Source organism: Arthrobacter sp. 01N444, assembly GCF_056399305.1.
The window spans coordinates 76716-103052 of the sequence record NZ_JBFTRB010000019.1 but is presented as its reverse complement, the minus strand read 5'-3'; the positions used below and the strand labels follow the sequence as shown (position 1 = coordinate 103052).

Here is a 26337-nt window from a genome sequence, read left to right as displayed (position 1 = left end):
CGTGGATGTGTTCTCCCCAGCGGCTGCACCCTTCCCGGCGGGGCCCTTCCCGGCGGGGCCTGCGGCGCTCAGCTGTGCACCGCCGTCGCGTCCTCCGCGGAATCCGCCACGGCAGAGTCTGCGTCCTCACCGGCGAACTGGGACATGTACAGCCGGTAGTACGCGCCCTGCAGGGCCAGCAGTTCGGCGTGCCGGCCCTGCTCGACGATCTGCCCGTCCTCCATGACAAGGATGGTGTCCGCGTCCCGGATGGTGGAAAGGCGGTGGGCGATGACGAAACTGGTGCGCTCCGTCCGCAGCGCCGCCATGGCCTTCTGGACCAGGGCTTCGGTGCGGGTATCCACGGAACTCGTGGCCTCGTCCAGGATCAGCAGCGACGGGTTCGCCACAAAGGCCCGGGCGATGGTGATCAGCTGCTTTTCGCCGGCACTGACGTTGTTGCCCTCTTCGTCGATCACCGTGTTGTAGCCGTCCGGCAGCGCCCGGACGAAGCGGTCCACGAACGTGGCCTTGGCCGCCGCCATGATCTGTTCTTCGGTGGCGTCCAGCTTGCCGTAGCGGATGTTCTCGTAGATGGTTCCGCCGAACAGCCAGGCGTCCTGCAGCACCATACCGACCTTGGCGCGCAGCTCCGAACGGCTCAGCCGGGTGATGTCCACCCCGTCCAGGGTGATGCTGCCGGAGTTGAGCTCGTAGAAGCGCATCACGAGGTTGACGAGGGTGGTCTTGCCCGCCCCGGTCGGTCCCACGATCGCCACCGTGTGGCCGGGCTCGGCCGTGAAGGACAGGTCCTCGATCAGCGGCTTGTCCGGCGTGTAGCTGAAGGTGACGTGCTTGAACTCGACGTGCCCGTCGGTCTTCGCCGGGAGGTGCTCGGTGGCGGTCTCGGCGTCCTGTTCGTCGGCGTCGAGGAATTCAAAAACCCGCTCGGCGGAGGCGACACCGGACTGCAGCATGTTGGCCATGCCGGCCATCTGGCCCAGCGGCTGGGTGAATTCGCGCGAGTACTGGATGAACGCCGTGGCGTCGCCCAGGCTCATGCTGCCCGACGCCACGCGCAGCCCGCCGACGACGGCGATCCCGACATAGCTGAGGTAGGAGACAAACTGCATGACCGGCATGATCATGCCGGAGACGAACTGGGCTCCGAAGCTGGCCTTGTAGAGTTCCTCGTTGCGCTCGTCGAAGCGGGCCAGCATGTCGGCGTCGCGGCCGAACACGCGGACGAGGTCGTGGCCGGAGAACGATTCCTCGATCTGGCCGTTGAGCTCGCCGGTGTTCTTCCACTGGGCGGCGAAGAGTTTCTGGCTGCGGGCGCCGATGATGCCGGCGGCCACGCCGGAGAGCGGCAGGGCGACGAGGGCGATCAGGGCCAGCTGCCAGGACACGATGAACATCATGATCACGATCCCGATGACCGTCAGGGCCGAGTTCACGAGCTGGGCGAAGGCCTGCTGGAGCGCCTGCTGGATGTTGTCGACGTCGTTCGTGACACGGGAAAGGATGTCGCCGCGCTGGCGGGTATCGAAGTAGTTCAGCGGCAGCTTGTTGAGTTTCTTCTCGGTGTCATCACGCAGCGTGCGCACCACGCGCATGACCAGCACGTTGAGGACATAGCCCTGGAGCCACAGAAAGATGTTGGCGACGAAATACATCACCAGCACCACGCTGATGAGGAACGCGAGCTTCTGGAAATCGATGCCGGCGCCCGGCACGACGTCCATCTTGGCGAGCATGTCGGCGAAGTTGTCCTGGCCCTGGGAGCGCAGTCCTTCGATGAACTGTTCTTTGGTGGCCCCGGCCGGGAGCTGCTTGCCGACCACTCCGGCGAAGATCACGTCCATCGCCTGGCCCAGGATCCTCGGGGCAATGACGTTGAGGACGACGGCGACCGTCACCATGGCGAGCACGGCGGTGATGCCGGCGCGCTCGGGTTTCAGCAGTCCCATGAGCCGTTTGGCCGAGGGCCAGAAGTGCTGGGCCTTCTTGGCCGGCACGGCGCCGAACATGCCGCCGTCGGCCTCGCCGGGCGTGTACTCCTCCTCGATGAAGTCATCTTCGATCAGGTCGGTGGCGTCCGTATCGGCAGCGGCCTGGCCGGCTGCGGTGGCCGGCGTGGTGGAGACTTTCTCGTTGGTGCTCATGCCACTGCCTCCGCGCTCAGCTGGGATTCGACGATTTCCTGGTAGGTGCTGGAGCTTTCCAACAGCTCCTCATGTGTTCCGCGGTCCACGATCCTGCCGTTGTCCAGCACGAGGATCTGGTCCGCATCGGCGATGGTGGACACCCGCTGGCCGACGATGATCACCGTGGCATCGGCCGTCTTGGCCTTGAGCGCCCGCCGGAGCCTGGCGTCGGTGGCGACGTCAAGGGCCGAGAACGAGTCGTCGAACAGGAAGACCTTGGGTTCGGTGACGAGCGCGCGGGCGATGCACAGCCGCTGCCGCTGGCCGCCGGAGACGTTGGTACCGCCCTGGGCGATCCGCGCTGCGAGGCCACCCTTCTTTTCGCGCACGAACTCCGCGGCCTGGGCGACCGTCAGCGCCTCCCACAGGTCCGAGTCCGTGGCCTCGGGCTTGCCGAAGCGCAGGTTGTGCTCAATGGTTCCGGAGAACAGGTAGGGCCGTTGCGGCACCATGGCCACGCGCTGCGTGATCTCGGCGCGGGCCAGATGGGTGACGGGGACGCCGTCGAGCAGGACCTCGCCCGACTCGGCGTCGTACAGCCGCGGGAGCAGGGCCAGCAGGCTGGACTTGCCGGCGCCGGTGGAGCCGATGATCGCCACGGTCTGTCCGGGCTCGGCCGTAAAGCTGATGTTGCTGAGCACGGGAGCCTCGGCGCCAGGGTAGGCGAAGGTCACGTTGCGGAATTCGACGCGGCCGGCCTTTGCCGCAGGCGCCACCGGGGTGAGTGATTCGTGGATGGAGGGTTCGACGTCGAGCACTTCACCGATCCGGTCGGCGCAGACCGAGGCGCGGGGAATCATCATGGCCATGAAGGTGCCCATCATGACGGCCATGAGGATCTGCAGGAGGTACTGGAGGAAGGCCGTCAGGGAGCCGACCTGCATCTCGCCGGCATCGACGCGCTGGCCACCGAACCAGAGCACGGCGGCCGTGGAGATGTGCAGGATCATGCCGATGGCGGGGAACATCAGCACAAACAGGGAACCGATCTTCAGCGAGACGTCGGTGAGGTCCTGGTTGGCCGCGCCGAAGCGCTCGGCCTCGTGGGGTTCGCGCACGAAGGCCCGGACCACGCGGATGCCGATGATCTGCTCGCGGAGGACACCGTTGAGCCGGTCGATCTTCTCCTGCATGGAACGGAAGAGCGGCATGAGGCGGACCACGAGGTAGCCCACCACGACCACGAGCAGGGGCACGGACACCCAGACGAGCCAGGACAGGTTGAGGTCCTCGCGCAGGGCCATGAAGATCCCGCCGATGCACATGATGGGTGTGGCCACCATGAAGTTCAGCGCCATGAGCATGAGCATCTGGACCTGCTGCACATCGTTGGTGCCCCGGGTGATCAGGGTGGGGGCGCCGAAGAGGTTGACGTCTCGCGCCGAGAAGCTGCTCACCTTGCGGAACACGCCGCGGCGCAGGTCCCGGCCGAACGCCATCGCCGCCTTCGAGCCGAAGTAGACGCCGGCGATAGCGGTGGCCACCTGGATCAGCGCGACGCCGAGCATGACGCCGCCGGTGCGCCAGATGTAGTCCGTGTCGCCGCGGGAGACCCCCTCGTCGATGATCTGGGCATTGAGGCTGGGGAGGTACAGAGCCGCGATGGTCGAGGCCACCTGGAAGATGACCACAGCCGCGATGTATGGCAGATACGGCTTGGAATAGCGCCGCATGAGGGTAACGAGCATGCCCACGAGTCCTTACGAAGACTGAATTATAGGGAGACCAAATTATGGGGAGAGCAAAGTAGGGGAGAGCTAAATAGTGAAGTTTATTGGAAGGCTGATTGGAGACTAGCCCATGGGACCGACAGCCTTAGCCACCCAACTCTACGAAAACCCTCGCCCGGGAGGAACATCGGGAGCTCAATATCATCCAAACGGCGTACTTAAGCGGCTGCTGTGGTCTCCCCCGCAACCGTCTCGCCGCACGAAGGCCCCGCAGCCGCCGCTCGGGCGGCCGCGGAGCCTCTGCGGTCCGGTACTGTGAGCCGGCGCTACTCGGTCCGGTGCCGGCCGTGGGTGGCGATGTAGTCGGCAGCCGCGCGCTGCATCTTGCGCTGCTTGGCGAGCTGCCGGCGCAGGGCCGTGAGCTCCCCGGCAACCCGGGCCTGTTCCGCGGCGATCGCACGCTGCTCGGCGGCCTGCTCGTGCACGGCGCGCAGGGCGTCCGCCAGCAGCAGCTGCTGCTCCGCGAGGAGCCGCTGGGTCTGGAGCATCACAGGTACGACGTCGGCGGCTTCGGGCCGGTCCTCGGCCACCAAGGTCCGGGTCCGCTGGCGGGCGGCATCGGGGAAGCGGGATTCGGCGCGCTCCCGGCTGAGCACCTCGATGAATTCCCGGTCCAGGTCAACGATGCCGGTTCCGCCGGCGGGCGAAGCTTCCTCGGCGGCGTCGTTCCCTGTGTAACCCGTGTTCCCCAGAGCCGGGGCCGTGGCACCGGCCATCGCGGCCATCCCGGCATCCGGGGCGTCCCCTGCGAGTTCGGCGGGTTCCGGCCGGACGTCGACGGTGCGGCGCAGCGGGCGTTCCTTGATGAACAGGATGGCCACCAGCGCCACGAGTCCGACGACTGCGGAGATCAGGAAGACCTCGGCGATCGCGTCGCCGTAGGCGGCACGCATGATGTCGCGGATCGGTGCCGGCATGTCCTTGAGGTCCATGCTGGCCCCCGCGGATCCGGCGGGAACCTGGATGCCGGCCGAGGCCAGCCCCTCCACGACGAGCTCCTTGACCCGGTTGCCCAGCACGGCGCCGAGGACCGAGACGCCGATCGCACCGCCGACGGACCGGAAGAAGGCCACAGAGGCGCTGGCCGTGCCGATATCCTTGGCCTGGACCGTGTTCTGGACGGCGAGGACGAGGTTCTGCATCAGCAGGCCCAGACCGACGCCGAGGATGGCGGTGTAGATACCGGTCAGCCACAGGTCAGTGGTGTGGTCCATGCTGCCGGCCAGGCCCAGGCCGCCGATCAGCAAGATGGCGCCGGCCACGAGGTACCGCTTCCACTTGCCGGTGCGGCTGATCAGCATGCCGGAGGCGACCGACCCGATGAGGTTGCCGGCGATCATGGGCAGCGTGAGCAGGCCGGCCTCGGTGGGGGTGGCGCCGCGTGCCACCTGGAAGTACTGGCCAAGGAAAGTCGAGGAGCCAAACATGCCCACTCCGACGGCCACCGAGGCGAGGATCGCGAGGGCGGTGGTCCGCTCAGAGATGATCTTGAGCGGGATGATGGGCTGGGCGACCTTGGATTCCACCAGCACGAGCAGGCCAAGGAGCACGATGCCGCCGCCCACCATGGCGACCGTCTGCCACGACCACCAGTCGTAGTAGTCGGGATTGCCGGCGAAGGAGACCCAGATGAGCAGCAGGCTGACGCCGGAGGTCAACAGGATGGAGCCGAGCCAGTCGATCTTGGCGGGGCGCTTGACGTGCTGGATCTTGAGCGTGACCTGCAGCAGGATGAGCGCGACCACCGCGAGCGGAACGCAGACGAAGAAGGTCCAGCGCCACCCCAGCGGGCTGTCGACAATGAAGCCGCCGAGCAGCGGGCCGCCTGCCGTGCCCACGGCCATGACGCCGCCCATGTAGCCGGAGTACTTTCCGCGGTCGCGCGGCGGAATCATGGAGCCGATGATGGCCTGGGCCAGGGCGGTGAGGCCGCCCATGGCGATGCCCTGGATGACACGGGCGGTCAGCAGCAGCGGGATGGTCTCGGACAGGCCGGCCATAACGGAGCCCGCCACGAAGATCACGATGCTCAGCTGGACGAGGACCTTCTTGTTGAAGAGGTCCGCGAGCTTGCCCCAGATCGGGGTGGTTGCCGCGTTGGCCAGGAGCGCGGCGGTGATCACCCAGGCGAAGTCCGTCTGGGTGCCCTTGAGTTCGGACATGATGGTGGGCAGCGCGTTGGCGACGATCGTGCTGCTCAGGATGGCGGTGAAGAACGCCGCCAGCAGCCCGGTGAGGGCCTCCATGATCTGGCGGTGGGTCATCGCCACAGGTTCTGCGGCGGTCTGGGATGCGCGGGATGCCCCCTGCGGAACGTCCGACGGGGCCGGGGACGGCCCTGTGGCGGCGGCGTGGCTAGCCATATATCTACTCCTCAACAATTTCGGTCGTATTCGTGGGTCCGGCCGTCGTTGCCCGGGCTGAGGTCCGGAGGGACTCAGCAAGTTTTTCGAGGGTGCGCGCCGTCAGTTCGACGTCGTCCTGGCTCCAGTCCTGCAGCAGGTCCTGGATGGTGGCCGTCCGCTGGTCCTCGATGAGACGCAGTTTCTCCGTGCCGGCGGCAGACAGGGCAATCAGCTGCGCGCGGCCGTCTTCCGGGTCCGGCCGGCGGACCACATAGCCGTGCTCTTCGAGGTCGGCGATGTGCCGGCTGAGGACCGGAGCGCTGACGCCGAGCCGCTCCGCAAGATGCGTGGCCCGGGATTCGCCCTCCCCCACAAAGCGCAGAACGCCTTGAAGCGCCACTCCGGTGTCCTGCCCGCGGGTCTGCCCCTCGCGGTGAGGGGCAGACCCGGCCGGTCCGCGCTGCGCAGCGGTGCTGCTGTGGTGTTGGTGCGCCTACGTGGCCAGGTGGGTGGGGCCGAACATCTGGAGCAGGGTTTCGACGACGACGACGTTGGGGCCGTCCGCAGCGAAGCCCGCCTTCAGGGCGTCCCCGACGTCCTCCGGGGCAACCCGGACGGCCGGGACGCCGAAGGACTCTGCCAGCTTGACGAAGTCGGGGCGGGCGAGCTCGGTGGCCGTGGCCTTGCCGAAGGCGCCGACCATGTATTCGCGCAGGATGCCGTAGCCGCCGTCGTCCACAATGAGCCAGGTGACCGGGACGTTGTGCTGCTTGGCGGTGGCGAGCTCGGAGATGGAGTACATCGCCGAGCCGTCGCCGGAGACGGCCAGCACTCTGGCGTGTCCGGCAGGTGCGCCGGCGGATGCGTCGGTGGTTTCGAGCCCGACGGCGCCGCCGATCGCCGCGGGGAAGCCGAAGCCCAGCCCGCCGGCGCCCTGCGCGGAGTGGAACTGGCCGTCGCGGGCATCCCAGCAGCTCCAGCCCCAGTAGGCCGAGATGGTCATGTCCCAGAACGTCTGCATGGCCGCGGGAACGGCCTCGCGGATGTCGGCCATGAACTTCAGTTCCTTGCCGAGGTCCTGGGACTCGAGCCGGGCCTTGACCTTGGCCAGGGTGTCCTTGACGAGTACCTCGGGAGCCGTGCCGTGCCAGTCGGCACGTTCGCCGTGCGGTTCAGTCAGGGCGGCGTCGAGGGCGGCCAGGGCCTGGCCGGCGTCCGCCCGGATGCCCAGTCCCGGGCGGTTGGACTCCAGGACGCGGGGCTCGGCGTCGATCTGGATGATCCGGCCGCGCGGTTCAAAGGTGAAGTAGTTGGAGGTGACCTCGCCCAGGGAGGAGCCGATGACGATCAGCACGTCGGCGTCCTCGAGCACCTCCGTCATGTACTGGTCCTCGATCCAGGACTGCAGGGAGAGCTCATGGTTCCACGGGAACGCGCCGTTGCCGCCCGGGGTGCAGATGACCGGCGCCCGCAGCTTCTCCGCAATCGAGAGCAGCGACTTTTCGGCATGGCCGCGGCGGGTGCCGCCGCCGGCGATGATGGCGGGACGTTCCGCCGTCGAGAGCCATTTCACGGCTTCGCGGACCAGCTCCACGCGGGGCGGGTTGTCGGCCGCTTCGGCGAGGGCGTCCTCCACGGGAGGCACCACGATGGGGTCCAGCAGGACGTTCTGCGGGATTTCGAGCCACACGGGGCCCTGCGGCGAGGAGATCGCCTCGGTCCAGGCATCCTGGATGGCCGAGGGGATGCCGGAGGCGTGCTGGATCAGCCGCTGGGACTTGGTGACGTTCGCGGCCGAGGCCTTCTGGTCATCGAGCTGGTGCAGCATGCCCTTGCGCCGGGCGCCAAGGCCCTCGAGCGGGATCTGGCTGGCCACGACCACCATGGGAACGCCGGTGGCGTAAGCCTCCTGCAGCCCGGCCAAGGACGTCAGCGCGCCCGGGCCGGTGGACAGGAACAGCACGCCGACTTCGCCGGTGGCGCGGGAGTAGCCGTCGGCGGCGAAGGCCGAGTTGTTCTCGACCCGGGAGGAGACGAAGTGCAGGTTCCCGCGGCCCATCGCGTCGAACAGGCCCAGGGCGTGCTGGCCCGGGATGCCGAAGACCGTCTTGGCGCCGAGCGCCTCAAGGGTTTCGACGACGAGGTCCCCGCCGTTGCGCACGCCGGTCATCGCGAAGCCACCGGCGAAGCCACAGAGGAGCTGAAGCCGGCGGGTCGGCGGGATTCCTGGCCGAGGGCCTGGGCAGCGTAGCCGTTCGGGGCGCCGAAGCGGTCCCCTTCGACGGCGCGGTCCGCCATCAGTGTTACGAGTTCGTAGGCGACGTGGCTTGCCGCCACGCCTGTGATCTCGGCGTGGTCGTAGGCCGGGGCGACCTCGACGACGTCGGCACCGACGAGGTTCATGCCGCGGAACCCGCGGATGATTTCCAGCAGCTCGCGGCTCGTGATGCCGCCGGCTTCCGGCGTGCCGGTGCCCGGGGCGTGCGCGGGGTCAAGGACGTCGATGTCCACTGAGATATAGAGCGGGCGGTTGCCGATCCGGTCCCGGACCTTGGCGACCGTCTCCAGGACGCCCTGGTAGTAGACGTCGGCGGAGGTGACGATGCCGAAGCCGAAGCGGTGGTCGTCGTCGAGGTCCTTCTTGCCGTAGAGCGGACCGCGGGTTCCGATGTGGCTGATGGCCTCGGTGTCCAGGATGCCTTCCTCGACGGCGCGGCGGAAGGGTGTGCCGTGGGTGTACTCGGCGCCGAAGTAGGTGTCCCAGGTGTCCAGGTGCGCGTCGAAGTGCAGCATGGCTATGGGGCCGCCGGCGCGCTCGGCGGCGGCGCGCAACAGCGGCAAGGCGATGGTGTGGTCGCCGCCGAGGGTGACGAGCTTGCTGCCGGACGCCGTCAGGTCCAAGGCGTTCTGCTGGATGGTTTCGATGGCGTCGTTGATGTTGAAGGGGTTGACCGCCATGTCGCCGGCGTCGGCAACCTGGATGTTCTCGAAGGGGCTGACGTCCCAGGCCGGGTTGTACGGCCGCAGCAGGCGGCTGGCCTCGCGGATGTGGTTGGCCCCGAAGCGGGCGCCGGGGCGGTAGGAGACGCCGGTGTCGAACGGCACGCCGACCACCGTGACGTCTGCCTTGGCCACCTGGTCCAGGCGCGGCAGGCGGGCATACGTGGCAGCCCCGGCGTAGCGTGGGACGCGGGATGAATCGATGGGGCCAAGGTTGCCATTGGCCTCGATGCGCAGCTCTTCCAAAAGAAGCCTCTCCTTCGAGGATTGACCGACGGTTGTGACAGCCATCATACACTCGAAGTTTCGTATTGCGCATCAGTTGTTTACCAACCTCAGCGGATGGCCGACGCGCCCCGCTCCCCCGTGCGGACGCGGACGGCGTCGCGCACCTCGATAATCCAGATCTTGCCATCGCCGAAGCGGCCCGTGCGCCCTCCCTCTTCAATGGCAGCCATGACGGCGCCGAGGGCGCCCTCGTCGACCAGGACTTCGAGCCGCACCTTGGGCAGCAGGTCCGAGCTGTATTCGGCGCCCCGGTAAACCTCGGTATGGCCCCGCTGCCGGCCGTAGCCGCTGGCCTGGCTCACGGTCAGGCCGTTGACCCCGGCCCGCTCCAGGGCCGCGCTAACGGCCGCGACCCGCTCCGGCCGCACAATCGCCGTGACGAGCTTCATGACGACACCCTGCCGCGGACGGCCTCACCCTCGGCCTCGGCTTTGGTCCCGGCTGGGGCTTCGGCCGGGGTCCCGGCGTGGGCCGTCGCGTGGGCCTCGGCCGCATCAGTCCGGGCATGCGGGTCACCGGGGTGGAAGCTGCCGCCGACCATGAGGAGCTCATACGCCGTTTCGGCGTGCTCCGTCACGTCAATGCCGGAGAGCTCGTCGGCTTCGGAAACGCGCATGCCTATGCTCTTGTGGATCGCGAAGCCAATCAGTGTGGTCATGGCGGCGCTCCATGCCGTGACGATCAGGGCGGTGAGAATCTGTGGCCAGAACTGCGCCAGGCCGCCGCCGTAGAACAGGCCGCCGGCCGTCTTGGTGGACGGAAGCGCGAAAAATCCGAGGGCCAGGGTCCCCCACAGGCCGCCGACGAAGTGCACGGCCACGACGTCCAGGGAGTCGTCGAGTCCGATCTTGAATTTCAGCCCGACGGCGAGCGCGCAGACGGCCCCGGCGATCGCGCCGATCAGGATGGCGCCGATGGGGTCGATGAATCCGCAGGCCGGGGTGACTGCCACGAGTCCCGCGACGGCTCCCGAGGCGGCGCCGAGCGAGGTGGCATGCCCGTCGCGCAGCCGCTCCACGAGCAGCCAGCCCAGCAGGGCGGCGCTGGTGGCGAGCAGCGTGTTGGTCCAGGCCAGGGCGGCCGTGGCGTCGGCGGCGAGTTCCGAGCCGGCGTTGAAGCCGAACCAGCCGAACCAGAGCAGCCCTGCGCCGAGCATCACGAACGGCAGGTTGTGCGGGCGGATGTTGGGGTCTTTCATGAAGCCGAGCCGCTTGCCCAGAACCACGGCAAGCATCAGTCCGGCAATGCCGGCGTTCATGTGGACCACCGTGCCGCCGGCGAAGTCGAGGGCCGAGATCTTGCTGCCGATGATGCCGTTAGGTCCGAAAATGCCGCCGCCCCAGACCCAGTGCGCGATCGGCGCGTAAACGAGCGTGACCCAAAGGGCGGCAAAGAGGAGCCAGGGGCCGAACCTGACGCGCTCGGCCACCGCGCCGCTGATCAGTGCGACGGTGATGATGGCGAACGTGGCCTGGAAGCCGACGAAGATCATGTCCGGCAGGCCTGCCGCCTTGGAGCCGATGCTGGTGGTCAGCCCGCTCAGGCCGAAGTTGGTGAAGGGATCCCCGACGAAGCCGCCCAGCGCATCCGGACCGAAGGCCAGGCCATAGCCCCACAGGGCCCAGACGACGGCCACCACGCCCATGGCGCCGAAGCTCATCATCATGATGTTGAGGACGGACTTCATTCTGACGAGCCCGCCGTAGAAGAACGCAAGCCCGGGGGTCATCAGGAGGACCAGAGCGGACGCCGTGAGCATCCACGCGGTCGATCCGGGGTCAAGGACCTGCGGATCTGTTGCCATTCCTACTGCAAGCACAGAGAACTTCATAGCGGGAGCCTTCCTCGAGTGCCGGCGCTCCGAGGGCGCCGATGCGGCGAGACCATGTGACGTTTGGGACTGACGAGCGTCCCCCCGCCGTTGACGCTACTCACGGCGTGTTTCGGGAAGGCTTTCCCATTCTTGCGGGCACGTTACGTGCCGGCTCCGGGCATTAAATTGCCGTTTCCGGCAGATTGCCGGGATGTGACGTACATCTCACCGCGCCCGATCTCACCAAGGAAAGGGAGGTCAGCTGTACTTGAGGGTGAGCAGCAGGCGCTTGAGCTGGCTGTACTGCTCCGTGGTCATCCAGGCTTTGGCGGCGTCGACGGAGGCAAACGCCGGGCTGCCGAAGAGCACCCTGGCTTCCGCCCCGCCGTTGGCGAAGCTGACGTAGGCGGAGCCGGAGTCAGAGACCGCGGGCGCGAAGTCGCGTTGCTTGCGCACGCTCATGTGGAAATCGGACTGGTCGGCAAGGGAATCGAACGCGAAGCCGAAGGCCAGCTGTTCGCCGTCCACATCTTTCAGCCCCGGCACCGGAGCGGTGTCCAGCACGGTGCGGGCCACCGGGCCGGAGGCGTTGCTGGCGCTGGTGCTGCTGGTGATGGAAGCCAGTTCGTTGCCGGTGGCGTCGGCGATGACCGCCTGCAGGCCCCGCAGCTTGGCCGCATTCTCGGGCGAGCCCACCAACCGGACGGACCAGCCGCTCGGATAGGAGAAGGAGAGGTGCCCGTCCGGGAAGGTGAAGGTTTTCACGCCGGCCACCGCGCTGGCCGTGGCCGTGGGCGCGGCCGGGACGGGGGTAGCGGAGGCGCTCGGGGCAGCCGAGGGCAGCGCCGAAGCGGCAGAGGAGGCGGTCGGGGCGGCCGCACCGGGTTCCTGCTGCGCCGGGGCCGCGGATTCACTGGCGGGACCGCTTGCCGTTTCGCCGGCCCGCTGGCCCGCGGCGGCGCACGAGCTCAGGCCTAGGGCGGCCGCGAGCGCGGCGGCCACGGCCAGGGACAGAAAGACGTTGTTGCGGTTCATGGATCCCCCAGTTGATGACGCGAGCGGATTCCGCTCGTCCTGTGTATCTCCGGCGTGCGCCGTGCGGATACTTTTGCGGTGGTTACGGATGCGTTCATGCCTTCAGCGGCTGGCGGCGGGCACGAGCACCCACAGCACCTCGACGGCGTCGTCCGTGGGATTGACCCAGGTGTGGGGTTCCCGGCCGGGGAACGTTACGGTGTCTCCGGTGCTGAGCTCGAATTCCTCATTCGTGAGGATCAGGCGGATGCTTCCCTTGACCACATGCAGGACGTCGACGTCGCAGTCCACGGCATAGAGTTCGGACTCGCCGCGCCCGCGCGGCTCGATCACGGCCTGGATGATCTGGACGCGGCGCTCGGAGCGCGCGGTCAGCAGCCGCTCGACGATCCCCTCGCCGCCGAGGGAGATTCGAGGGCCCTCACTCTGCTTCGTGAGGTGCGTTTCGGGGGCGGCGAAGAGGTCGCCGATAGAGATGGACAAGACCTGGCACAGCGTTACCAGGGAGGCAACCGAGGGCGAGGTCAGGTCCCGCTCGACCCGGCTCAGGAATCCCTTGGTGAGCCCGGTGGCGTCTGCGACCTGTTCAATGGTGAGCCGCTGGGACTGCCTGGCGGCGCGGATCCGCGAACCGATGGCAACGGGAACATTGCTCGGTTCAACTGGTAGTGCCTTCATTTAGGAACCTTTCACGGCCGGCCGCTTGGCCCCATCATTGGAGCAATCCTAGCGGGAGCAGGCCTTCGTGACGCGGAGGCGGCGGCACCACGCCCGGCGTCTTGACTGTTACCGGAGTCACAGCATACTCTTCTGGGCAACATGTGTTGCCTATAAGGCAAAACCGGGGGTTCCGACGGAAATCCTCCTCTAACCACTTCCCGCAGCAGCGGCCTTGCCGAACATACTGTTGAGGCCCGGCAGGCCCGCATCCGCTGTCAACCAGCTCCAAGGAGCCTTTATATGGACGCAACTTTCGTCAACATCGCAATCGTGGTGGTGTACCTGGCCGCCATGCTGGCGTTCGGATGGTGGGGCAAGTCCCGCACCAAGAACAATAGCGACTTCCTCGTGGCCGGCCGCCGCCTCGGTCCGTTCCTCTACACCGGCACCATGGCCGCCGTCGTCCTGGGCGGCGCCTCGACCGTCGGCGGCGTGGGCCTGGGCTACAAGTTCGGCATCTCCGGCATGTGGCTCGTCGTCGCCATCGGCGCCGGCGTCCTGCTGCTGAGCCTGCTCTTCGCCAGCACCATCCAGAAGCTGAAGATCTATACCGTCTCCCAGATGCTGACCCTGCGCTACGGCAGCAACGCCACGCAGACCTCGGGCATCGTCATGCTTGCCTACACGCTGATGCTCTGCGCCACCTCCACGGGCGCCTACGCCACCATCTTCGTGGTGCTCTTCGGCTGGGACCGCGCCCTCGCGATCGCCGTCGGCGGGGCAATCGTGCTGGTGTACTCGACCATCGGCGGCATGTGGTCCATCACGCTGGCCGACCAGGTCCAGTTCGTCATCAAGACGGTCGGCATCTTCTTCCTGATGCTGCCGTTCACGCTCAACGCCGCCGGCGGCCTCGACGGGATCCGCAGCCGGGTGGACGCCAGCTTCTTCCAGATCGACGGCATCGGCACCCAGACGATCATCACGTATTTTGTGGTCTACACCCTCGGCCTGCTGATCGGCCAGGACATCTGGCAGCGTGTGTTCACCGCCAAGACGCCTGAAGTTGCCCGCTGGGGCGGCGCCACGGCCGGCATCTACTGCATCCTCTACGGTGCTGCCGGTGCCCTGATCGGCCTCGGCGCCCGGGTGGCCCTGCCGCAGATCGACGTCAAGGCCCTGGGCAAGGACGTCGTCTACGCCGAGGTCGCCACCCACCTGCTGCCCATCGGCATCGGCGGCCTCGTGCTGGCCGCCGCCGTCGCCGCCATGATGTCCACCGCCTCCGGCGCCCTGATCGCGGCCGCCACCGTGGCCCGCGCCGATGTGCTGCCGTTCGTTGCCGGCTGGTTCGGCAAGACGGTCAACACCGATGACACCGACAACCCGGAACACGACGTCAAGGCCAACCGCATGTGGGTCCTGGGTCTGGGCATCGTGGCAATCGTGATCGCCATCGTCACCAAGGACGTTGTCGCGGCCCTGACCATTGCGTACGACATCCTGGTTGGCGGCCTGCTCGTGGCCATCCTTGGCGGCCTGGTCTGGAAGCGCGGCACCGGCGTCGCCGCCGCGGCGTCCATGGCGGTGGGCTCGGTCATCACGCTCGGCACCATGATCATCCTGGAAATCAACGCCGAGGTTCCGCTGGACGGCATCTACGCCAACGAGCCGATCTACTACGGCCTGGCGGCTTCCGCGGTCGTCTACATCGCGGTGTCGCTGCTGACCAAGCCGACGGATCCCGCGGTCATGCAGAACTGGCGCCGGCGTGTCGCCGGCCGCGCGGCCGAGGAAGAAAAGGCCCCGGCCCTCACGCACTAGGGCCCAGGCCCGGCAGGGTCTTGACCGCAAGTTAAAGGTCAACGGCGGCGCTCCCCACTCGGGGGCGCCGCCGTCGGCCTTCAGGCAACTTAACGGGCCGCGGGAGGATCACTCATTTTCCTCCGGCGCAAGGAATTCTTCACCTTCCACGGGCACCACCGGCTTCTCGTCGCCCAGGAAGTCTTCCGCGTCCAGGGGAACGAGCCGGTCGGCCTCTTCGAGAAGCTCCTCGTCCTCGGTCTTCGCGGCATCACTGACGGGCGCGTCCTCGGCGTAGTCGTAGGCGGGATCGGACTCGAGTGACTCCCGGGCCGGCTGGATGGGATGTGATGCGGTGCTATCCATGATGCAACCTCCATGCGGCTTCGGTGGCGGCAAGGCCCCGGGGAGCCCGCCCTGGGTTTCATTCGAACACCGCGGACCCGGGCGGTCAAGGGCTCACAATTGCTGCCGGAAAGCGGCTGCGGACGGTCCCGCCGGGGCAGGGCAGTTACGGCCTCCCTAAACTTTCCACTGAGGATGGCCAGCCGGAAAAGCACGGAAATACGGGGTACTCTGGAGTCGCAATGGGGCCGGACCATGCCCGACCAAACCCAGGAGTTTTTCGTGTCTCAGCACACCGAATCGGACCGCAACGATTCTTCGCAGCACCACCCGACACAGCCCTCTTCGGTCCGCGACACGGACCCGCGCCCCGCCTCGCCGCACGCCTCTGTTGCCCCCGCGGCGGCTCCCTCCACTGCCGCTCCCGTCAGCCCACCGAGCCCGTCGCCCGCAACAGACGCGAGCGCAGCGCCCAGCGCAGCGGACATCAAGCGCTGGCGACAGTATCTCGCCGATGAACGTGCCGAGGCGGCCGTCTACCGGGACCTGGCGCAGAACCGCGCCGGGGAGGAACGCGCCATCCTGCTGGCGCTGGCCGAGGCCGAGGGACGCCATGAAGCGCACTGGCTCCAGTTGCTGGGCGATCACGCCGGCAAGGACCGGCACGCCTCACTCCGGAGCCGGTTCCTGGGCTTCCTGGCCCGGCACTTCGGCTCGGTCTTCGTCCTGGCCCTGGCCCAGCGGGCGGAGAGCCGCTCCCCGTACGCCACCGAATCGTTCGCCACCCCGGCCATGGTCGCCGACGAGCAGATCCACGAAGAAGTGGTCCGCGGGCTGGCCACCCGGGGCCGCAACCGGCTGGCCGGAACGTTCCGCGCCGCCGTCTTCGGCGCCAACGACGGGCTGGTCAGCAACCTGTCCCTCGTCATGGGCATGGCGGCCTCGGGCGTGGGCAGCCAGGTGGTACTCCTCAGCGGCGTCGCCGGGCTGCTGGCCGGCGCACTGTCCATGGGGGCCGGCGAGTTCATTTCCGTGCGGTCGCAGCGGGAGCTCCTCGCCGCGACCCGACCCACCCAGATCACGTTGGCGGCGGCGCCGCTGCTCGATATCGAGCACAACGAACTCCTCCTCGTCTACCTGGCCCGCGGCATGTCCCGGGAGGCCGCCGAGCACCGCGTCGCCGAGCGGATGGGCCTGCTGGACTGCGACTGCGATCCCAGCCTGTCCCTGCGTCCGGAACTGCCCGAAAGCGAGGACCAGCACGAGGCGGTCGGCACCGCCTGGGGCGCGGCGGCGTCGAGCTTCTGCTTCTTCGCCTCCGGCGCGATCGTGCCCATCATTCCCTTCCTGCTGGGCATGACAGGACTCGCCGCACTGGTGGTTTCCGCGTCCCTCGTCGGCTTGGCGCTGCTGCTCACCGGCGGCGTCGTGGGCCTGCTCTCCGGTACCTCGCCCGCCACCCGCGGCCTGCGCCAGCTGGCCATCGGCATGGGTGCCGCGGGCGTGACGTACCTGCTGGGCATGGCCTTCGGCGCCGTGGTTGGCTAGTGGACGGCCCTGAATTTCGGGACCGCGGACCTCGGCACAGCCGGCCAGCCACCGCTCTGCGGATCATCAGGAACCTCGCCGCCGCTGCGGTGATCGCCGCCGGCGCCTTCCTCACCGCCGGACTCGTCTACGGCGATCCGAGGTTCACGGGCCTCTTCGAGGTCTCCCGAGGAACGGGGAACAACGCAGGGCACAGTGCAGAAAACAAAGCAGGCAGTGACCTGCAGGCACAGCCCCAGGCTGGCCAGAAATCCGGCCAGCCTGCCGTGCCGGCCGGCGAAGACCGGACGGACACTCCCCCGCCCGGGCTCGAGGAGCAGGACCACCCCCTCGGCGCGGCCCGGAAACCGGAGGCCGCCAGCACCTCGTACAAGTTCCTCGCAACCAATGACGACGGCACTCCGGTGGGTTACTCGCCGTGCCGCCCGCTGCACTACGTCATCAATGCCGCCCTGGCCCCGCCGGGTGCCGAGCGGCTCGTGGACGACTCGATCCGGACGATCTCGGAGGCCACCGGAATCACCTTCATCAATGACGGCCCCACGTCCGAGGCCCCCTCGTCCACACGTGCGCCCTACCAAAAGGATCTCTACGGGGACCGGTGGGCGCCGCTGCTGATCGCTTGGACCACCCCGGAGCAGGCACCGCAGCTCAAAGGCCCGGTGATCGGCACAGGCGGAAGCACACACTTCAGTTTCGGCGACGGCCCCAAGAGCTTCGTCACCGGCAGCCTGGAGCTGGATGCCCCGCAAATCGCGGAAGACCTGGACCGCTCCGAGGGAGCGGCCTATGCCACGGCCGTGATCCTGCACGAGCTCGGCCATGTGATGGGCCTGGAGCATGTCAATGACCCGGCCCAGCTGATGTACCCCGAGATCGGAGCCCCGGACGGGCTTGCCGCCGGCGACCTGAACGGACTCTACGAGCTTGGCCACGCCCAGTGCCGCAAGGATCTCTGACCCCCTAGCGCTCCAGCGCCTCAAGGGCTTCTTCGACCGTATCGACCAGGAAGATCCTTCCCTCCATCCGGCGCCCTGACGCCAGGCTCTGTAAGAGGGGCCAGGCCGGGAATCGCCGCAGCCAGTGTTCGTGCCCCACCAGGACCATGGGAGTGACGGTTTCCGGAGCGGCGTAGTAGTTCTCGCAGGCGTCCTGGAAGATCTCCTGGACCGTGCCGCCCGAACCCGGCAAAAAGACAATGCCGCCGTTGCACAGTTCAAGCAGGATGGCTTCCCGGATGGCATTCGCGAAGTATTTGGCCACATGCGTGGCGAAGAAGTTCGGTGGTTCATGGCCGTAAAACCATGTGGGAATCCCCAGCGACGGCACACCCTCCGGGTGGCGTTGGGCGACCGCCGCGGCCGTCCGCGCCCAGGCGGCCACCGAGGGGCGGAAGGACGGCACCGCCGAGAGGTCGGCCAGGGCCCGCCGGAAGTCCGGTTCGGGTGCCTCGCTGAGGAAGGCGCCAAAATTCGCGGCCTCCATGGCCCCGGGGCCGCCGCCCGTGGCTACCACCCGGCCGCTGCGGGCCAGCAGCCGGCCCAGCAGCGCGGCTCCTTCAAAGACGGCGGTGCCGCGGCGGGCAACGTGTCCGCCCATGACCCCCACCATCGTGCGGCCGGCGCGGAGATAGGTGCCGGCCAGTTCGTCGAGGGCCACGCCGATCGAGTGGTCATGCAGGGCAGCGGCCAGTGTCGCATCCAGCCGGCGTCGCTGGCCCGGCCGGATGCTCCACTGGTACACCCGAGCGTCGAGCGTGTCCTCGTAGGGTGAGGTGGCGATCCCGGAATAGAGTTCCTGCGGCGTGTACAGCTGCCCGCGGTAGGGGTTGAACGGCACGGCCGTGAGCCGGGGAAAGATGAGGGCGCCCCGGCCGCGCAGCAAGTCCTCCACACCGTCGTCGAACCTGCAGCCCAGGAAGACCGCGCCCTGGGCCTCAAGCGCCTCCAGATGGGCCCGGCGGCCCCGCAGGTCCAGCGACTGGACATGCCAGCCGTGCATGCTGCGCGCCCCCGCCGCGACCAGCCGGTCGAAACCGGCAAGGCTCTCGACCTCCAACGTGCGGGGGCTGGGGTGAAGGCTGCGGGCGGCGTTCATGGAGCCAGCCTAGACCGTGGCCAAGCTCCCCCGTTGCGCTATCACTCTTGGTGGCCATTCCGGGATCTTTAGGCCTAAAAGTGATAGCGCAACGGGGGCGCGTGCGGGTTAGGAGACCTGGAGGCCGCCGTTGATGTCATAGGTGGCCGCGGTGATGTAACCGGCGTCCGGGCCGAGCAGGAAGGCGATCAGGGCCGCCACTTCCTCGCGGCTGCCGACCCGACCCATCATGATGCCCTCCGACATCTGCGCCTTGCGTTCCTCGCTCAGGGTGCCGCCCATGATGTCGGTGTCGATGGGGCCTGGGGCGATGGCGTTGACCGTGACCCCGAACTCGCCCACCTCGCGGGCCAGGGCGCGGGTGAATCCGATGATTCCGGCCTTGGAGGCGCTGTAGGCGACCTTTGAGTAGGTGCCGCCGCCCCGCTGTGCCGAAATCGAGGAGATGCTCACGATCCGGCCGAGCTTGCGCTCGATCATGCCTTTGAGCACGCGCTGGGAAACGATGAAGGATCCGCGCATGTTGATGGCGAAGACCTTGTCCCATTCCTCGACAGTGGTGTCCATGAACGGCGTCGGGGAACTGATGCCGGCCAGGTTGGCCAGCGCGACGATCGGGGGCAGCGAGCCCTCGATCTCGGTGATGGCCCGGTCAACCGACGCGGCGTCGGAGACGTCCGCACCGACGCCGATGGCCTTGACCGCACGGTTGGAACCGATTTCGGCCGCAGCGGCGCTGGCGTCCTCGGCATTGATGTCCAGGATTGCGATGGACCAGCCCTCGCTGGCCAGGCGGTCGGCGGCGGCACGGCCGATGCCGCGGGCTGACGCGGCTCCGGTCAGGACCACGGTGCGTTCAGTGGGGAACGGGGTAATTGATGTCATGACGAAGATTCCTTCGGGGGTTTCGGATCAGGATACTTTGGCCGGGTCGACGGCGGCAGCCGCTGCGACCGCGGGGTCAAGGCTGGCGTCGCCTTCGGGGCGCCGGCGGGCGTACAGGTAGGTGGCCACGGCCGTGATGCACAGGCACAGGGACAGGAACAGGAGCCCGCTCTGGTTGCTTCCGGTGGCGTCCTTGAGGAGGCCGACCGCGTACGGGGAGATGAAGCCGCCGAGGTTTCCGAGGGAGTTCACCAGGGCCAGCCCGGAAGCGGCAGCCGCACCGGTCAGTGCCGCGGAGGGCATCGAGAGGAAGGGGGCGATCGCCCCGTAGATCCCCATGGCGGAGAGCGTCAGACCGACCATCGCGAGGAACGGGTTGACCGGGAGCAGGTAGCCGGCGGCCACGAGTCCGACGCCCGCAAGCACCATGCTGACCGAGGCGTGCCAGGCACGCTTGCCGGTCCGGTCCGCGCGCTTGCTCCAGAAGTAGACGAATACTGCGGCCACGGCATAGGGGATGAAGACGATGAAGCCAACCTCTGCCGTGGAGAACTTGCCCAGGGCCGCGACGATGGTGGGCATCCACAGGCCCAGGCCGTAAATCCCGCACACCAGGCCGAAGTACAGGGCGGAGTAGACCAGGGTGCGCTTGTCCTTGAGCCCGGCCATGAAGTTGTGCTTGCCCGACTGGGACTTGGCGGCCAGTTCGGCGTCCATGGTGGCGGTGAGCCAGTTGCGCTCGTCGGCTTCGAGCCATTTGGCGTCCCGCGGACGGTCCGTCATGAGGATGGGTGTCAGCAGGCCGAGGGCGATCGCCGGGATGCCTTCGATGATGTAGAGCCACTGCCAGCCCTGGAGGCCCATGACGCCGTCCATCTGCAGCAGGAGCCCGGACACCGGGGCGCCGAGCGCGTTGGATACGGGCTGGGCAAGGATGAAGATGCCCAGCACGGTGACGCGCTGCGCGGCAGGGAACCACAGCGTCAGGTAGAACAGGATCGCCGGGAAGAACCCGGCCTCGGCGGCACCGAGCAGGAACCGGACGATGTAATACGTGGTTTCACCGTTCACCAGGCACATGGCGGTGGCGAAGATGCCCCACGTGATCAGGATGCGGGCCAGCCATTTCCGGGCTCCGAACCGGTACATGCCGGCGTTGCTGGGAACCTCCAGGAGGGCGTAGCCAAGGAAGAAGATGCCGGCGCCCAGACCGTAGGCAGCGGAGTTCAGGCCGATGTCCTCGCTCATGGTGAGTTTGGCGAATCCGACGTTGTTGCGGTCCAGGTAGGCAACGAAGTAGAGCAGGACAATCAGGGGCATGACGCGGCGGCGGACCTTGCGGAGCGTGCGGTCGCCCAGTTCGCCGAGTCCGAAGGACTTGGGGGTTAATGAAGTCATCATCGACCTTCTTAAGTGTTTTCCTGCCCTGCTGCTGTGCCGGGTGAGGAAAGCGGTGGATTGGGGTGGTCATCCTGCCCGCCTGGAAGCGCGTGCTGCAGGATACTTGTTGAGTCAGATGTCAGACATCTGATTCAGGAACTAGCCAAAATCTTAGAATGTGATTCGGATTACGTCAAGGGTCCGGAGGCGGACGTCAGGACTTGGCGCCCCGGACGTAGCGTTCGTAGTCCGCATTGGTCTGGTCCATGTGCTCATCCATCGCCTGCCGCGAGCGCTCGGCGTCGCCGCTCAGAATGCTGTCCAGGACCCGCTGGTGGTAATCGATGGCGTGCTGCTGGATCACCTCGACGGCCGACGTTTCGCGCCGGGTCACGTACAGCAGCTGGCCCAGCTGGGCGAACAGGGCCCGGACAAAGGGGTTGCCGGACGCCTTCAGGACAGCGTCGTGGAAACCAATGTCCGCCTCCACGAAGCGGTCCAAGTCGCCGGAGTCGTGGAAGCGCTTCATGTCCGCGATGCACTCGCGCATGCGCTCGGCCTGCTCCGGGGTATAGCGTTTGGCGGCGAGCGCCGCGGCCCCGGTCTCCACCATGCGGCGCATCTCGATCAGTCCCACCGAGACCTGGTCGGCCGCATTCCCATGGGAGGCTGCCTTGAAGATCGCGTCCAGGCCGGTCCAGTTGTCCGTGGGATTGACGAACGTTCCCCGGCCGGCCTTCACATAGAGGATGTTTTGCGCCCGGAGGGCTTTGAGGGCCTCACGCACGGTGAGCCGGCTGACGCCGTAGGCCTTGGCGATGTCGGCCTCGGGCGGAATCGGGTTGTGGGGCAGGAGCTTTCCGTCAAGGATTTCGGTCAGCAGGCCGTCGACGAGATCGTCGACCAGTGTCCTGCGGCCCATCCCAGTTCCCACCTTCAGTCTCGTTTCGTGCTGCCATCCACATTACCCATGTCCGGGTGCGCAGCCATGTAGGCGTCGAGCTTGGCAAGCGTCTGTTCCAAATTGACCGGATGGCGGCGCAGGTAGCCGGCCAGCCGGAGAAAGCTCTTTCCACGGACCCGCCGCGCGTCCCATTGCTCGGTCACCAGCGTGCCGGGGGTACCGTCCGGGCCTGTGGCCGGATCCAGCAGGTAGCGCCACACGTGGCCGTAGAAGTGCCGCCACGCGATCCGGTGGCCTTCCTCGAACTCGCAAACCCTGTTCAGGATCTTGTAGTTCACCCGCATGCGCATTTGCATGCCGAACCTGGCGCCGAGGTACAGCCGTCCGGGCCCGCGCGGCTGGGCGCCCTTGACCGTGTCCGAGCCATCGATCACGCTGTGCAGGGCAGGCGTGGCGAGCACCTCGAAGATGGCTTCGGGGGCGGCGGCGATGTACCGGCTGCGGGACACGAGATAGCGGGGATTCATCTAGTAATCCTAGTCCGCGATCGTGTTGCAGAATGAGGCATGCAGACTTCCCGCAACCCCCTTCGCGGCCAGCCGCGCGTCGGCGTTCCCGTCCGCCTCAGCAGTTCCTCCGATCCCGACCCGCGCGTGGCGGAAGCCAACGCATTGTTCGAGTACATCGTGGGGCTGCTGCGCGAGGGCGGCGGCGAACCGGTGCTGCTCGACGCTTCGGGGCCCGACGACGGCGGCCTCGCCGCGGCGATGGCCTGCCTTGACGGCGTCGTCCTTCCCGGCGGCGGCGACCTCGACCCCGCCCGCTACGGCGAGCTGCGCGGTGACGTCTGCTACGACGTCAGCCCTGCCCAGGACGCGCTGGATCTCGCCGTGGCGCGTCTTGCGATCGACGCCGGGCTGCCGGTGTTCGGCATCTGCCGCGGGCATCAGCTGCTCAATGTGCTTTACGGCGGGACGCTCATCCAGGACATGGCGCCGGGGACGGTGGCGCACCGCGAGCCCGCGCCGGTGCACGGGGCCGGCCCGTGGGCCTGGCATAAGGTGGCGGTGCGGGCCGGCTCCAGGGTGGCCGCGCTCTACGGCGGCGGTTCCGGTGCCGTGAACGTGAAGATCGCCTCCGGCCACCATCAGGCCGTGGCCCGGGTGGCCGGAGGGTTGCGGGTGACGGCCGTGGCCGAGGACGGGACCGTCGAGGCGCTGGAGGATCCGGAGCGCTGGGTGGCCTCGGTCCAGTGGCACCCCGAGGCCCTGGAGCTCCCGGCCGGGGAGCGGCTCGCGCCGTTCCGGGCCTTCGTCGAGGCGTGCCGCCCCCGGCCCTGAGCCGGACGCCCCGGTCCGTAATCAGCTGCCGACGCTCACCGTCACCTTGACCGGGGCACCGGTGGCCAGCGATTCCTGGGCGGCATCGGCAACCCGGGAGGCCGCGACGGCGTCTTCCGGAGTGCATGGATTCTCCCGGCGGCCAAGGATCAGTTCGACGAACGCCTCCATTTCGGAGCGGTACGCCGTCTCGAACCGCTCGGCAAACGTCAGATGCGGCTTCCCCGCGGGGAAAGCGATCCCCGCTTCGGCGGAGGCCAGTGCCGTCTTGTCGTCCAGGCCCACCATCAGCGAGCCGCGGGAGCCCTGGATTTCCAGCCGGACATCATGGCCCGCCCCGTTGTAGCGGGTCGCCGAAACCGTTCCCACGGTGCCGTCGTCGAACGTCACCAGCGCGAGGGCCGTGTCCACATCGCCGGCTTCACCGATGGCCGGATCCCCGTTGTTGGAGCCCTTGGCGTAGACCTCGACGATTTCGCGGCCTGTGAGCCAGCGCAGGATGTCGAAATCGTGGACCGAGCAGTCACGGAAGAGCCCGCCGGAGCTGGCCAGGAACTCGACCGGGGGCGGCGTCATGTCGCAGGTGACGGCACGCAGGGAATGGATCCAGCCCAGCTCGCCGGCCTGGTAAGCGCGGCGGGCTTCCAGGTAGCCGGCGTCGAACCGGCGCTGATGCCCGATCTGCACCACGCCGTTCCGGTCCCGGATGTAGTCGAGCACCGGCAGGGCGTCGGCCACGTTCAGGGCCACGGGCTTTTCGCAAAACACCGGGATCCCGGCGTCCACGCCGGCCTTGATGAGCTCGGGGTGGGTTCCGGTTCCGGTGGCGATGACCAGGCCGTCCAGCCCCGAGGCCAGCAGCGCCTGGACCGAGGGCAGGAATTCGGCACCGAGAACGCGTGCCACCGTCCGGGCGTGCTCTTCGGCGACGTCGGTGAGGCGTAGGCGGACACGGATCCCTTGTGGGTTCAGGACCTCGTTGAGGGCGGCGATGTTGTTGGCGTGCATGACCCCGATCCGCCCAACGCCGGCGAGTCCAAGGATTACGTCTTTCATACTTCTACTCTCATGTTTGGTGCGGGCACGGTGAACGCCGCACGGAAGGCCTCCAGGGCCGCATAACTGTCGCCACTGGCCCACGCTTCCATGCCCACGGTTCCTTCGTAGCCTGCGTCCGCGAGCGCCCTGGCCACGGCCGCGTAGTTGATTTCCCCGGTTCCGGGTTCGCAACGGCCGGGAACGTCTGCCACCTGGATTTCGCCGAGGTATGGCAGGGCGGTCCGGACGAGCTCGACCAGGTTCCCCTCCCCCATTTGGGCGTGATAGAGATCCAGCATGAGCCTGGCGTTCGGGTGCCCGGCCGCCTGCACGAGCGCCAGGGTGTCCTTGGCCCGTGCCAGCGGGATGCCGGGGTGGTCCCGGATGGTGTTGAGGTTCTCGAGGCAGAACGTCACCCCGTGCTTCTCACCGAGCTTCCCGAGCCGTTCCAGGGTCCGGGCGCCGGTGGCCCACATGTGTCCGCTGGAGCGGTAGACAGGCCGCGCCGCGTGGCCGTCGACGAGTTCCGCCGGGTGGACCACCATACGGCCGACGCCAAGTTCCAGGGCGGTGGGGATCAGGGACTCGGCGGTCCGCACCACCTCGTCCGCCGTGTCCGGATCCACGAGGCTGCCGGAGCTGTATCCGGTCATGGAGGAGAACACCGCCCCGGTGGCCTTGAGCGCGCCGATGTCCTTGGGCCGCGAGTCCCAGAGTTCGACGTCGAAGCCGGCCTCGTGGAGCCGGCGCACCCGCTCCGTGAACGGCAAGTCCGTAAAGACCATCTCAGCGCACACGGCGAGCCGCATCAGAGGACCACGTTCTCGTTGACGGCCACTGTGTTGACCGTTGCCGGGGTCCCCCGCTTGACGGACTCGATGCAGGCCAGCGCCACGGCCAGTGCGCGCCGGGCGTCGCTGGCTCCCGGAGTGAGAGTGAAGGGCTTCGACTCCGGAGCGGTACCGTCACGCCGGGCGCGCACGGCGTCGGCGAAGTCCGCCAGCTCGTCTGTGTAGGCCTGCCGGAAGAGCTCGACGTTCAGCCGTGGGGTGTCGGCGGACATCCCCTCGGCTGTGAACCGGCGGGCAGCGGTTTCGGTGGCGCGGCCGGCCTGGACCATGCCCTTGGAGCCGAAAACCTCGCCGCGGATGTCGTAACCGTACAGCGCGCTGAAGTTTGCCTCGGCGACGGCGATCGCGCCGTTGCTGTAGCGGATGGTCACGACGGCGGTGTCCAGGAACCCCTGGTCCCGCAGTCCCGGCTCCACAAGCGCGTCGGCAACCGCATAGACCTCCACAGGTTCGGCGCCTTCGTTGAACCAGTTCAGGGTGTCGAAGTCGTGGATCAGGGTTTCGAGGAAGATGGTCCACGCGGGGATCCTTGCGGCGTGGCCGATGCTCCCCGTGCCCGGGTCCCGGGTCAGCGAACGAAGCAGTTGCGGCTGCCCCACGATTCCGGCGGCGAGGTCCTTCTTGGCCGCTTGGAAGTCTGCGGCGTACCTGCGGTTGAAGCCGATCTGGAAGTGCACCCCGGCGGCGTCGACGGCGTCAAGGGCCGCGTCGAGCTCCTCGAGCCCCTGACCGGCGGGCTTCTCGCAGAAGACGTGCTTTCCGGCCGCTGCGGCCTGGCCGATCAGGGCGGAATGGAAACGCGCGGGGCTGGCGATGACGACGGCGTCAATCGCCGGGTCGGCCAGGAGATCGGCAGCGTCGGCGGTCACCTTCGCGGTGCCCAGGGCGCCAGCCAGCGCCCCGGCAGATTCCAGGTTCGGATCCGCGATGGCGGCAAGGACGGCGCCGGGGACCCGGCGGGCAATGCTCTCGGCGTGGAAGGCGCCCATCCAGCCCGAGCCGATAAGTCCGATCCGCACCGGCAGTACGGCGTCGGAGGCGTTGCGGTTGAGATAAGCCAAAGGCTTGTCCTTTCAGGAGTTGGGGCGG

General features: G+C 67.8%; 23 protein-coding genes. 4 read left to right on the top strand and 19 right to left on the bottom strand.

What is annotated here, in order from left to right; translation table 11 throughout:
- Positions 1 to 68: 68 nt before the first annotated feature.
- The 10 genes from AC1DKN_RS18030 to AC1DKN_RS17985 all read right to left on the bottom strand — a co-directional run bounded on the left by AC1DKN_RS18030 (position 69) and on the right by AC1DKN_RS17985 (position 13075).
- The gene (locus AC1DKN_RS18030) at positions 69 to 2144 is read right to left on the bottom strand and encodes an ABC transporter ATP-binding protein (RefSeq protein ID WP_476872085.1); all 2076 of its coding nucleotides are present in this window, start codon (positions 2142 to 2144) and stop codon (positions 69 to 71) included.
- Positions 2141 to 3874, bottom strand: coding sequence for an ABC transporter ATP-binding protein (locus AC1DKN_RS18025; RefSeq protein WP_476872084.1), 1734 nt, complete (start codon positions 3872 to 3874; stop codon positions 2141 to 2143). The genes AC1DKN_RS18030 and AC1DKN_RS18025 overlap by 4 nt, the downstream gene beginning before the upstream one ends.
- 308 nt (positions 3875 to 4182) lie before the next feature.
- Positions 4183 to 6180 carry an MDR family MFS transporter gene (locus AC1DKN_RS18020; RefSeq protein WP_476872108.1) on the bottom strand — a complete coding sequence of 666 codons (1998 nt, stop codon included), beginning with the start codon at positions 6178 to 6180 and terminating at the stop codon, positions 4183 to 4185.
- 103 nt (positions 6181 to 6283) lie between these two features.
- Positions 6284 to 6661: a MarR family winged helix-turn-helix transcriptional regulator gene (locus AC1DKN_RS18015; protein ID WP_476872083.1), complete on the bottom strand. Its 378-nt coding sequence runs from the start codon at positions 6659 to 6661 to the stop codon at positions 6284 to 6286.
- A gap of 93 nt (positions 6662 to 6754) precedes the next feature.
- Positions 6755 to 8431 (bottom strand): thiamine pyrophosphate-binding protein, encoded by a 1677-nt coding sequence (locus AC1DKN_RS18010; protein ID WP_476872082.1) that lies wholly within the window; start codon positions 8429 to 8431, stop codon positions 6755 to 6757.
- On the bottom strand, positions 8428 to 9507 hold the full coding sequence (gene speB, locus AC1DKN_RS18005) for an agmatinase (RefSeq protein ID WP_476851378.1): 1080 nt from the start codon (positions 9505 to 9507) through the stop codon (positions 8428 to 8430). Before speB ends, AC1DKN_RS18010 begins: the two co-directional genes overlap by 4 nt.
- 89 nt (positions 9508 to 9596) lie before the next feature.
- Complete coding sequence (locus AC1DKN_RS18000) at positions 9597 to 9938, bottom strand: P-II family nitrogen regulator (RefSeq protein WP_476872081.1); 342 nt, start codon at positions 9936 to 9938, stop codon at positions 9597 to 9599.
- Positions 9935 to 11380, bottom strand: coding sequence for an ammonium transporter (locus tag AC1DKN_RS17995; protein ID WP_476872080.1), 1446 nt, complete (start codon positions 11378 to 11380; stop codon positions 9935 to 9937). Before AC1DKN_RS17995 ends, AC1DKN_RS18000 begins: the two co-directional genes overlap by 4 nt.
- Positions 11381 to 11620: 240 nt before the next feature.
- Positions 11621 to 12397: a hypothetical protein gene (locus tag AC1DKN_RS17990; protein WP_476872079.1), complete on the bottom strand. Its 777-nt coding sequence runs from the start codon at positions 12395 to 12397 to the stop codon at positions 11621 to 11623.
- A gap of 102 nt (positions 12398 to 12499) precedes the next feature.
- Positions 12500 to 13075, bottom strand: coding sequence for a helix-turn-helix domain-containing protein (locus AC1DKN_RS17985; RefSeq protein WP_476872078.1), 576 nt, complete (start codon positions 13073 to 13075; stop codon positions 12500 to 12502).
- Positions 13076 to 13357: 282 nt separating this feature from the next.
- Between AC1DKN_RS17985 and AC1DKN_RS17980 the strand changes: the two genes are divergently transcribed.
- Positions 13358 to 14881, top strand: a complete 1524-nt coding sequence (locus AC1DKN_RS17980; RefSeq protein ID WP_476872077.1) for a sodium:solute symporter family protein — start codon at positions 13358 to 13360, stop codon at positions 14879 to 14881.
- 108 nt (positions 14882 to 14989) lie between these two features.
- On the opposite strand, the gene AC1DKN_RS17975 is transcribed toward AC1DKN_RS17980, so the two are convergent.
- The gene (locus AC1DKN_RS17975) at positions 14990 to 15226 is read right to left on the bottom strand and encodes a hypothetical protein (RefSeq protein ID WP_476872076.1); all 237 of its coding nucleotides are present in this window, start codon (positions 15224 to 15226) and stop codon (positions 14990 to 14992) included.
- A 234-nt stretch (positions 15227 to 15460) separates the two neighbouring features.
- Here AC1DKN_RS17975 and AC1DKN_RS17970 point away from each other — a divergent pair, with 234 nt between their 5' ends.
- Positions 15461 to 16753 (top strand): VIT1/CCC1 transporter family protein, encoded by a 1293-nt coding sequence (locus AC1DKN_RS17970; protein WP_476872075.1) that lies wholly within the window; start codon positions 15461 to 15463, stop codon positions 16751 to 16753.
- Positions 16753 to 17712: a matrixin family metalloprotease gene (locus AC1DKN_RS17965; protein WP_476872074.1), complete on the top strand. Its 960-nt coding sequence runs from the start codon at positions 16753 to 16755 to the stop codon at positions 17710 to 17712. The genes AC1DKN_RS17970 and AC1DKN_RS17965 overlap by 1 nt, the downstream gene beginning before the upstream one ends.
- A 4-nt stretch (positions 17713 to 17716) precedes the next feature.
- Here AC1DKN_RS17965 and AC1DKN_RS17960 read toward each other — a convergent pair whose 3' ends face one another.
- The 5 genes from AC1DKN_RS17960 to AC1DKN_RS17940 all read right to left on the bottom strand — a co-directional run bounded on the left by AC1DKN_RS17960 (position 17717) and on the right by AC1DKN_RS17940 (position 22546).
- Entirely contained in the window at positions 17717 to 18850 is a 1134-nt protein-coding gene (locus AC1DKN_RS17960; RefSeq protein WP_476872073.1) for an LOG family protein, read from the bottom strand.
- A gap of 108 nt (positions 18851 to 18958) precedes the next feature.
- The gene (locus AC1DKN_RS17955) at positions 18959 to 19735 is read right to left on the bottom strand and encodes an SDR family NAD(P)-dependent oxidoreductase (RefSeq protein WP_018775918.1); all 777 of its coding nucleotides are present in this window, start codon (positions 19733 to 19735) and stop codon (positions 18959 to 18961) included.
- A gap of 27 nt (positions 19736 to 19762) precedes the next feature.
- The gene (locus AC1DKN_RS17950) at positions 19763 to 21136 is read right to left on the bottom strand and encodes an MFS transporter (protein WP_476851305.1); all 1374 of its coding nucleotides are present in this window, start codon (positions 21134 to 21136) and stop codon (positions 19763 to 19765) included.
- Positions 21137 to 21329: 193 nt separating this feature from the next.
- The gene (locus AC1DKN_RS17945; protein WP_079550394.1) at positions 21330 to 22037 is read right to left on the bottom strand and encodes a FadR/GntR family transcriptional regulator; all 708 of its coding nucleotides are present in this window, start codon (positions 22035 to 22037) and stop codon (positions 21330 to 21332) included.
- A 14-nt stretch (positions 22038 to 22051) separates the two neighbouring features.
- Positions 22052 to 22546 (bottom strand): SRPBCC family protein, encoded by a 495-nt coding sequence (locus AC1DKN_RS17940; protein ID WP_223914246.1) that lies wholly within the window; start codon positions 22544 to 22546, stop codon positions 22052 to 22054.
- Positions 22547 to 22585: 39 nt separating this feature from the next.
- Between AC1DKN_RS17940 and AC1DKN_RS17935 the strand changes: the two genes are divergently transcribed.
- Positions 22586 to 23359 carry a gamma-glutamyl-gamma-aminobutyrate hydrolase family protein gene (locus AC1DKN_RS17935; RefSeq protein WP_476872072.1) on the top strand — a complete coding sequence of 258 codons (774 nt, stop codon included), beginning with the start codon at positions 22586 to 22588 and terminating at the stop codon, positions 23357 to 23359.
- Positions 23360 to 23380: 21 nt separating this feature from the next.
- Here AC1DKN_RS17935 and AC1DKN_RS17930 read toward each other — a convergent pair whose 3' ends face one another.
- The 3 genes from AC1DKN_RS17930 to AC1DKN_RS17920 are packed head-to-tail and all read right to left on the bottom strand — an operon-like array spanning position 23381 to position 26309.
- Entirely contained in the window at positions 23381 to 24415 is a 1035-nt protein-coding gene (locus AC1DKN_RS17930; protein ID WP_476851303.1) for a Gfo/Idh/MocA family oxidoreductase, read from the bottom strand.
- Positions 24412 to 25206 (bottom strand): TIM barrel protein, encoded by a 795-nt coding sequence (locus AC1DKN_RS17925; protein WP_476872071.1) that lies wholly within the window; start codon positions 25204 to 25206, stop codon positions 24412 to 24414. The genes AC1DKN_RS17930 and AC1DKN_RS17925 overlap by 4 nt, the downstream gene beginning before the upstream one ends.
- Complete coding sequence (locus tag AC1DKN_RS17920; RefSeq protein WP_476851301.1) at positions 25206 to 26309, bottom strand: Gfo/Idh/MocA family oxidoreductase; 1104 nt, start codon at positions 26307 to 26309, stop codon at positions 25206 to 25208. Before AC1DKN_RS17920 ends, AC1DKN_RS17925 begins: the two co-directional genes overlap by 1 nt.
- Positions 26310 to 26337: the final 28 nt, after the last annotated feature.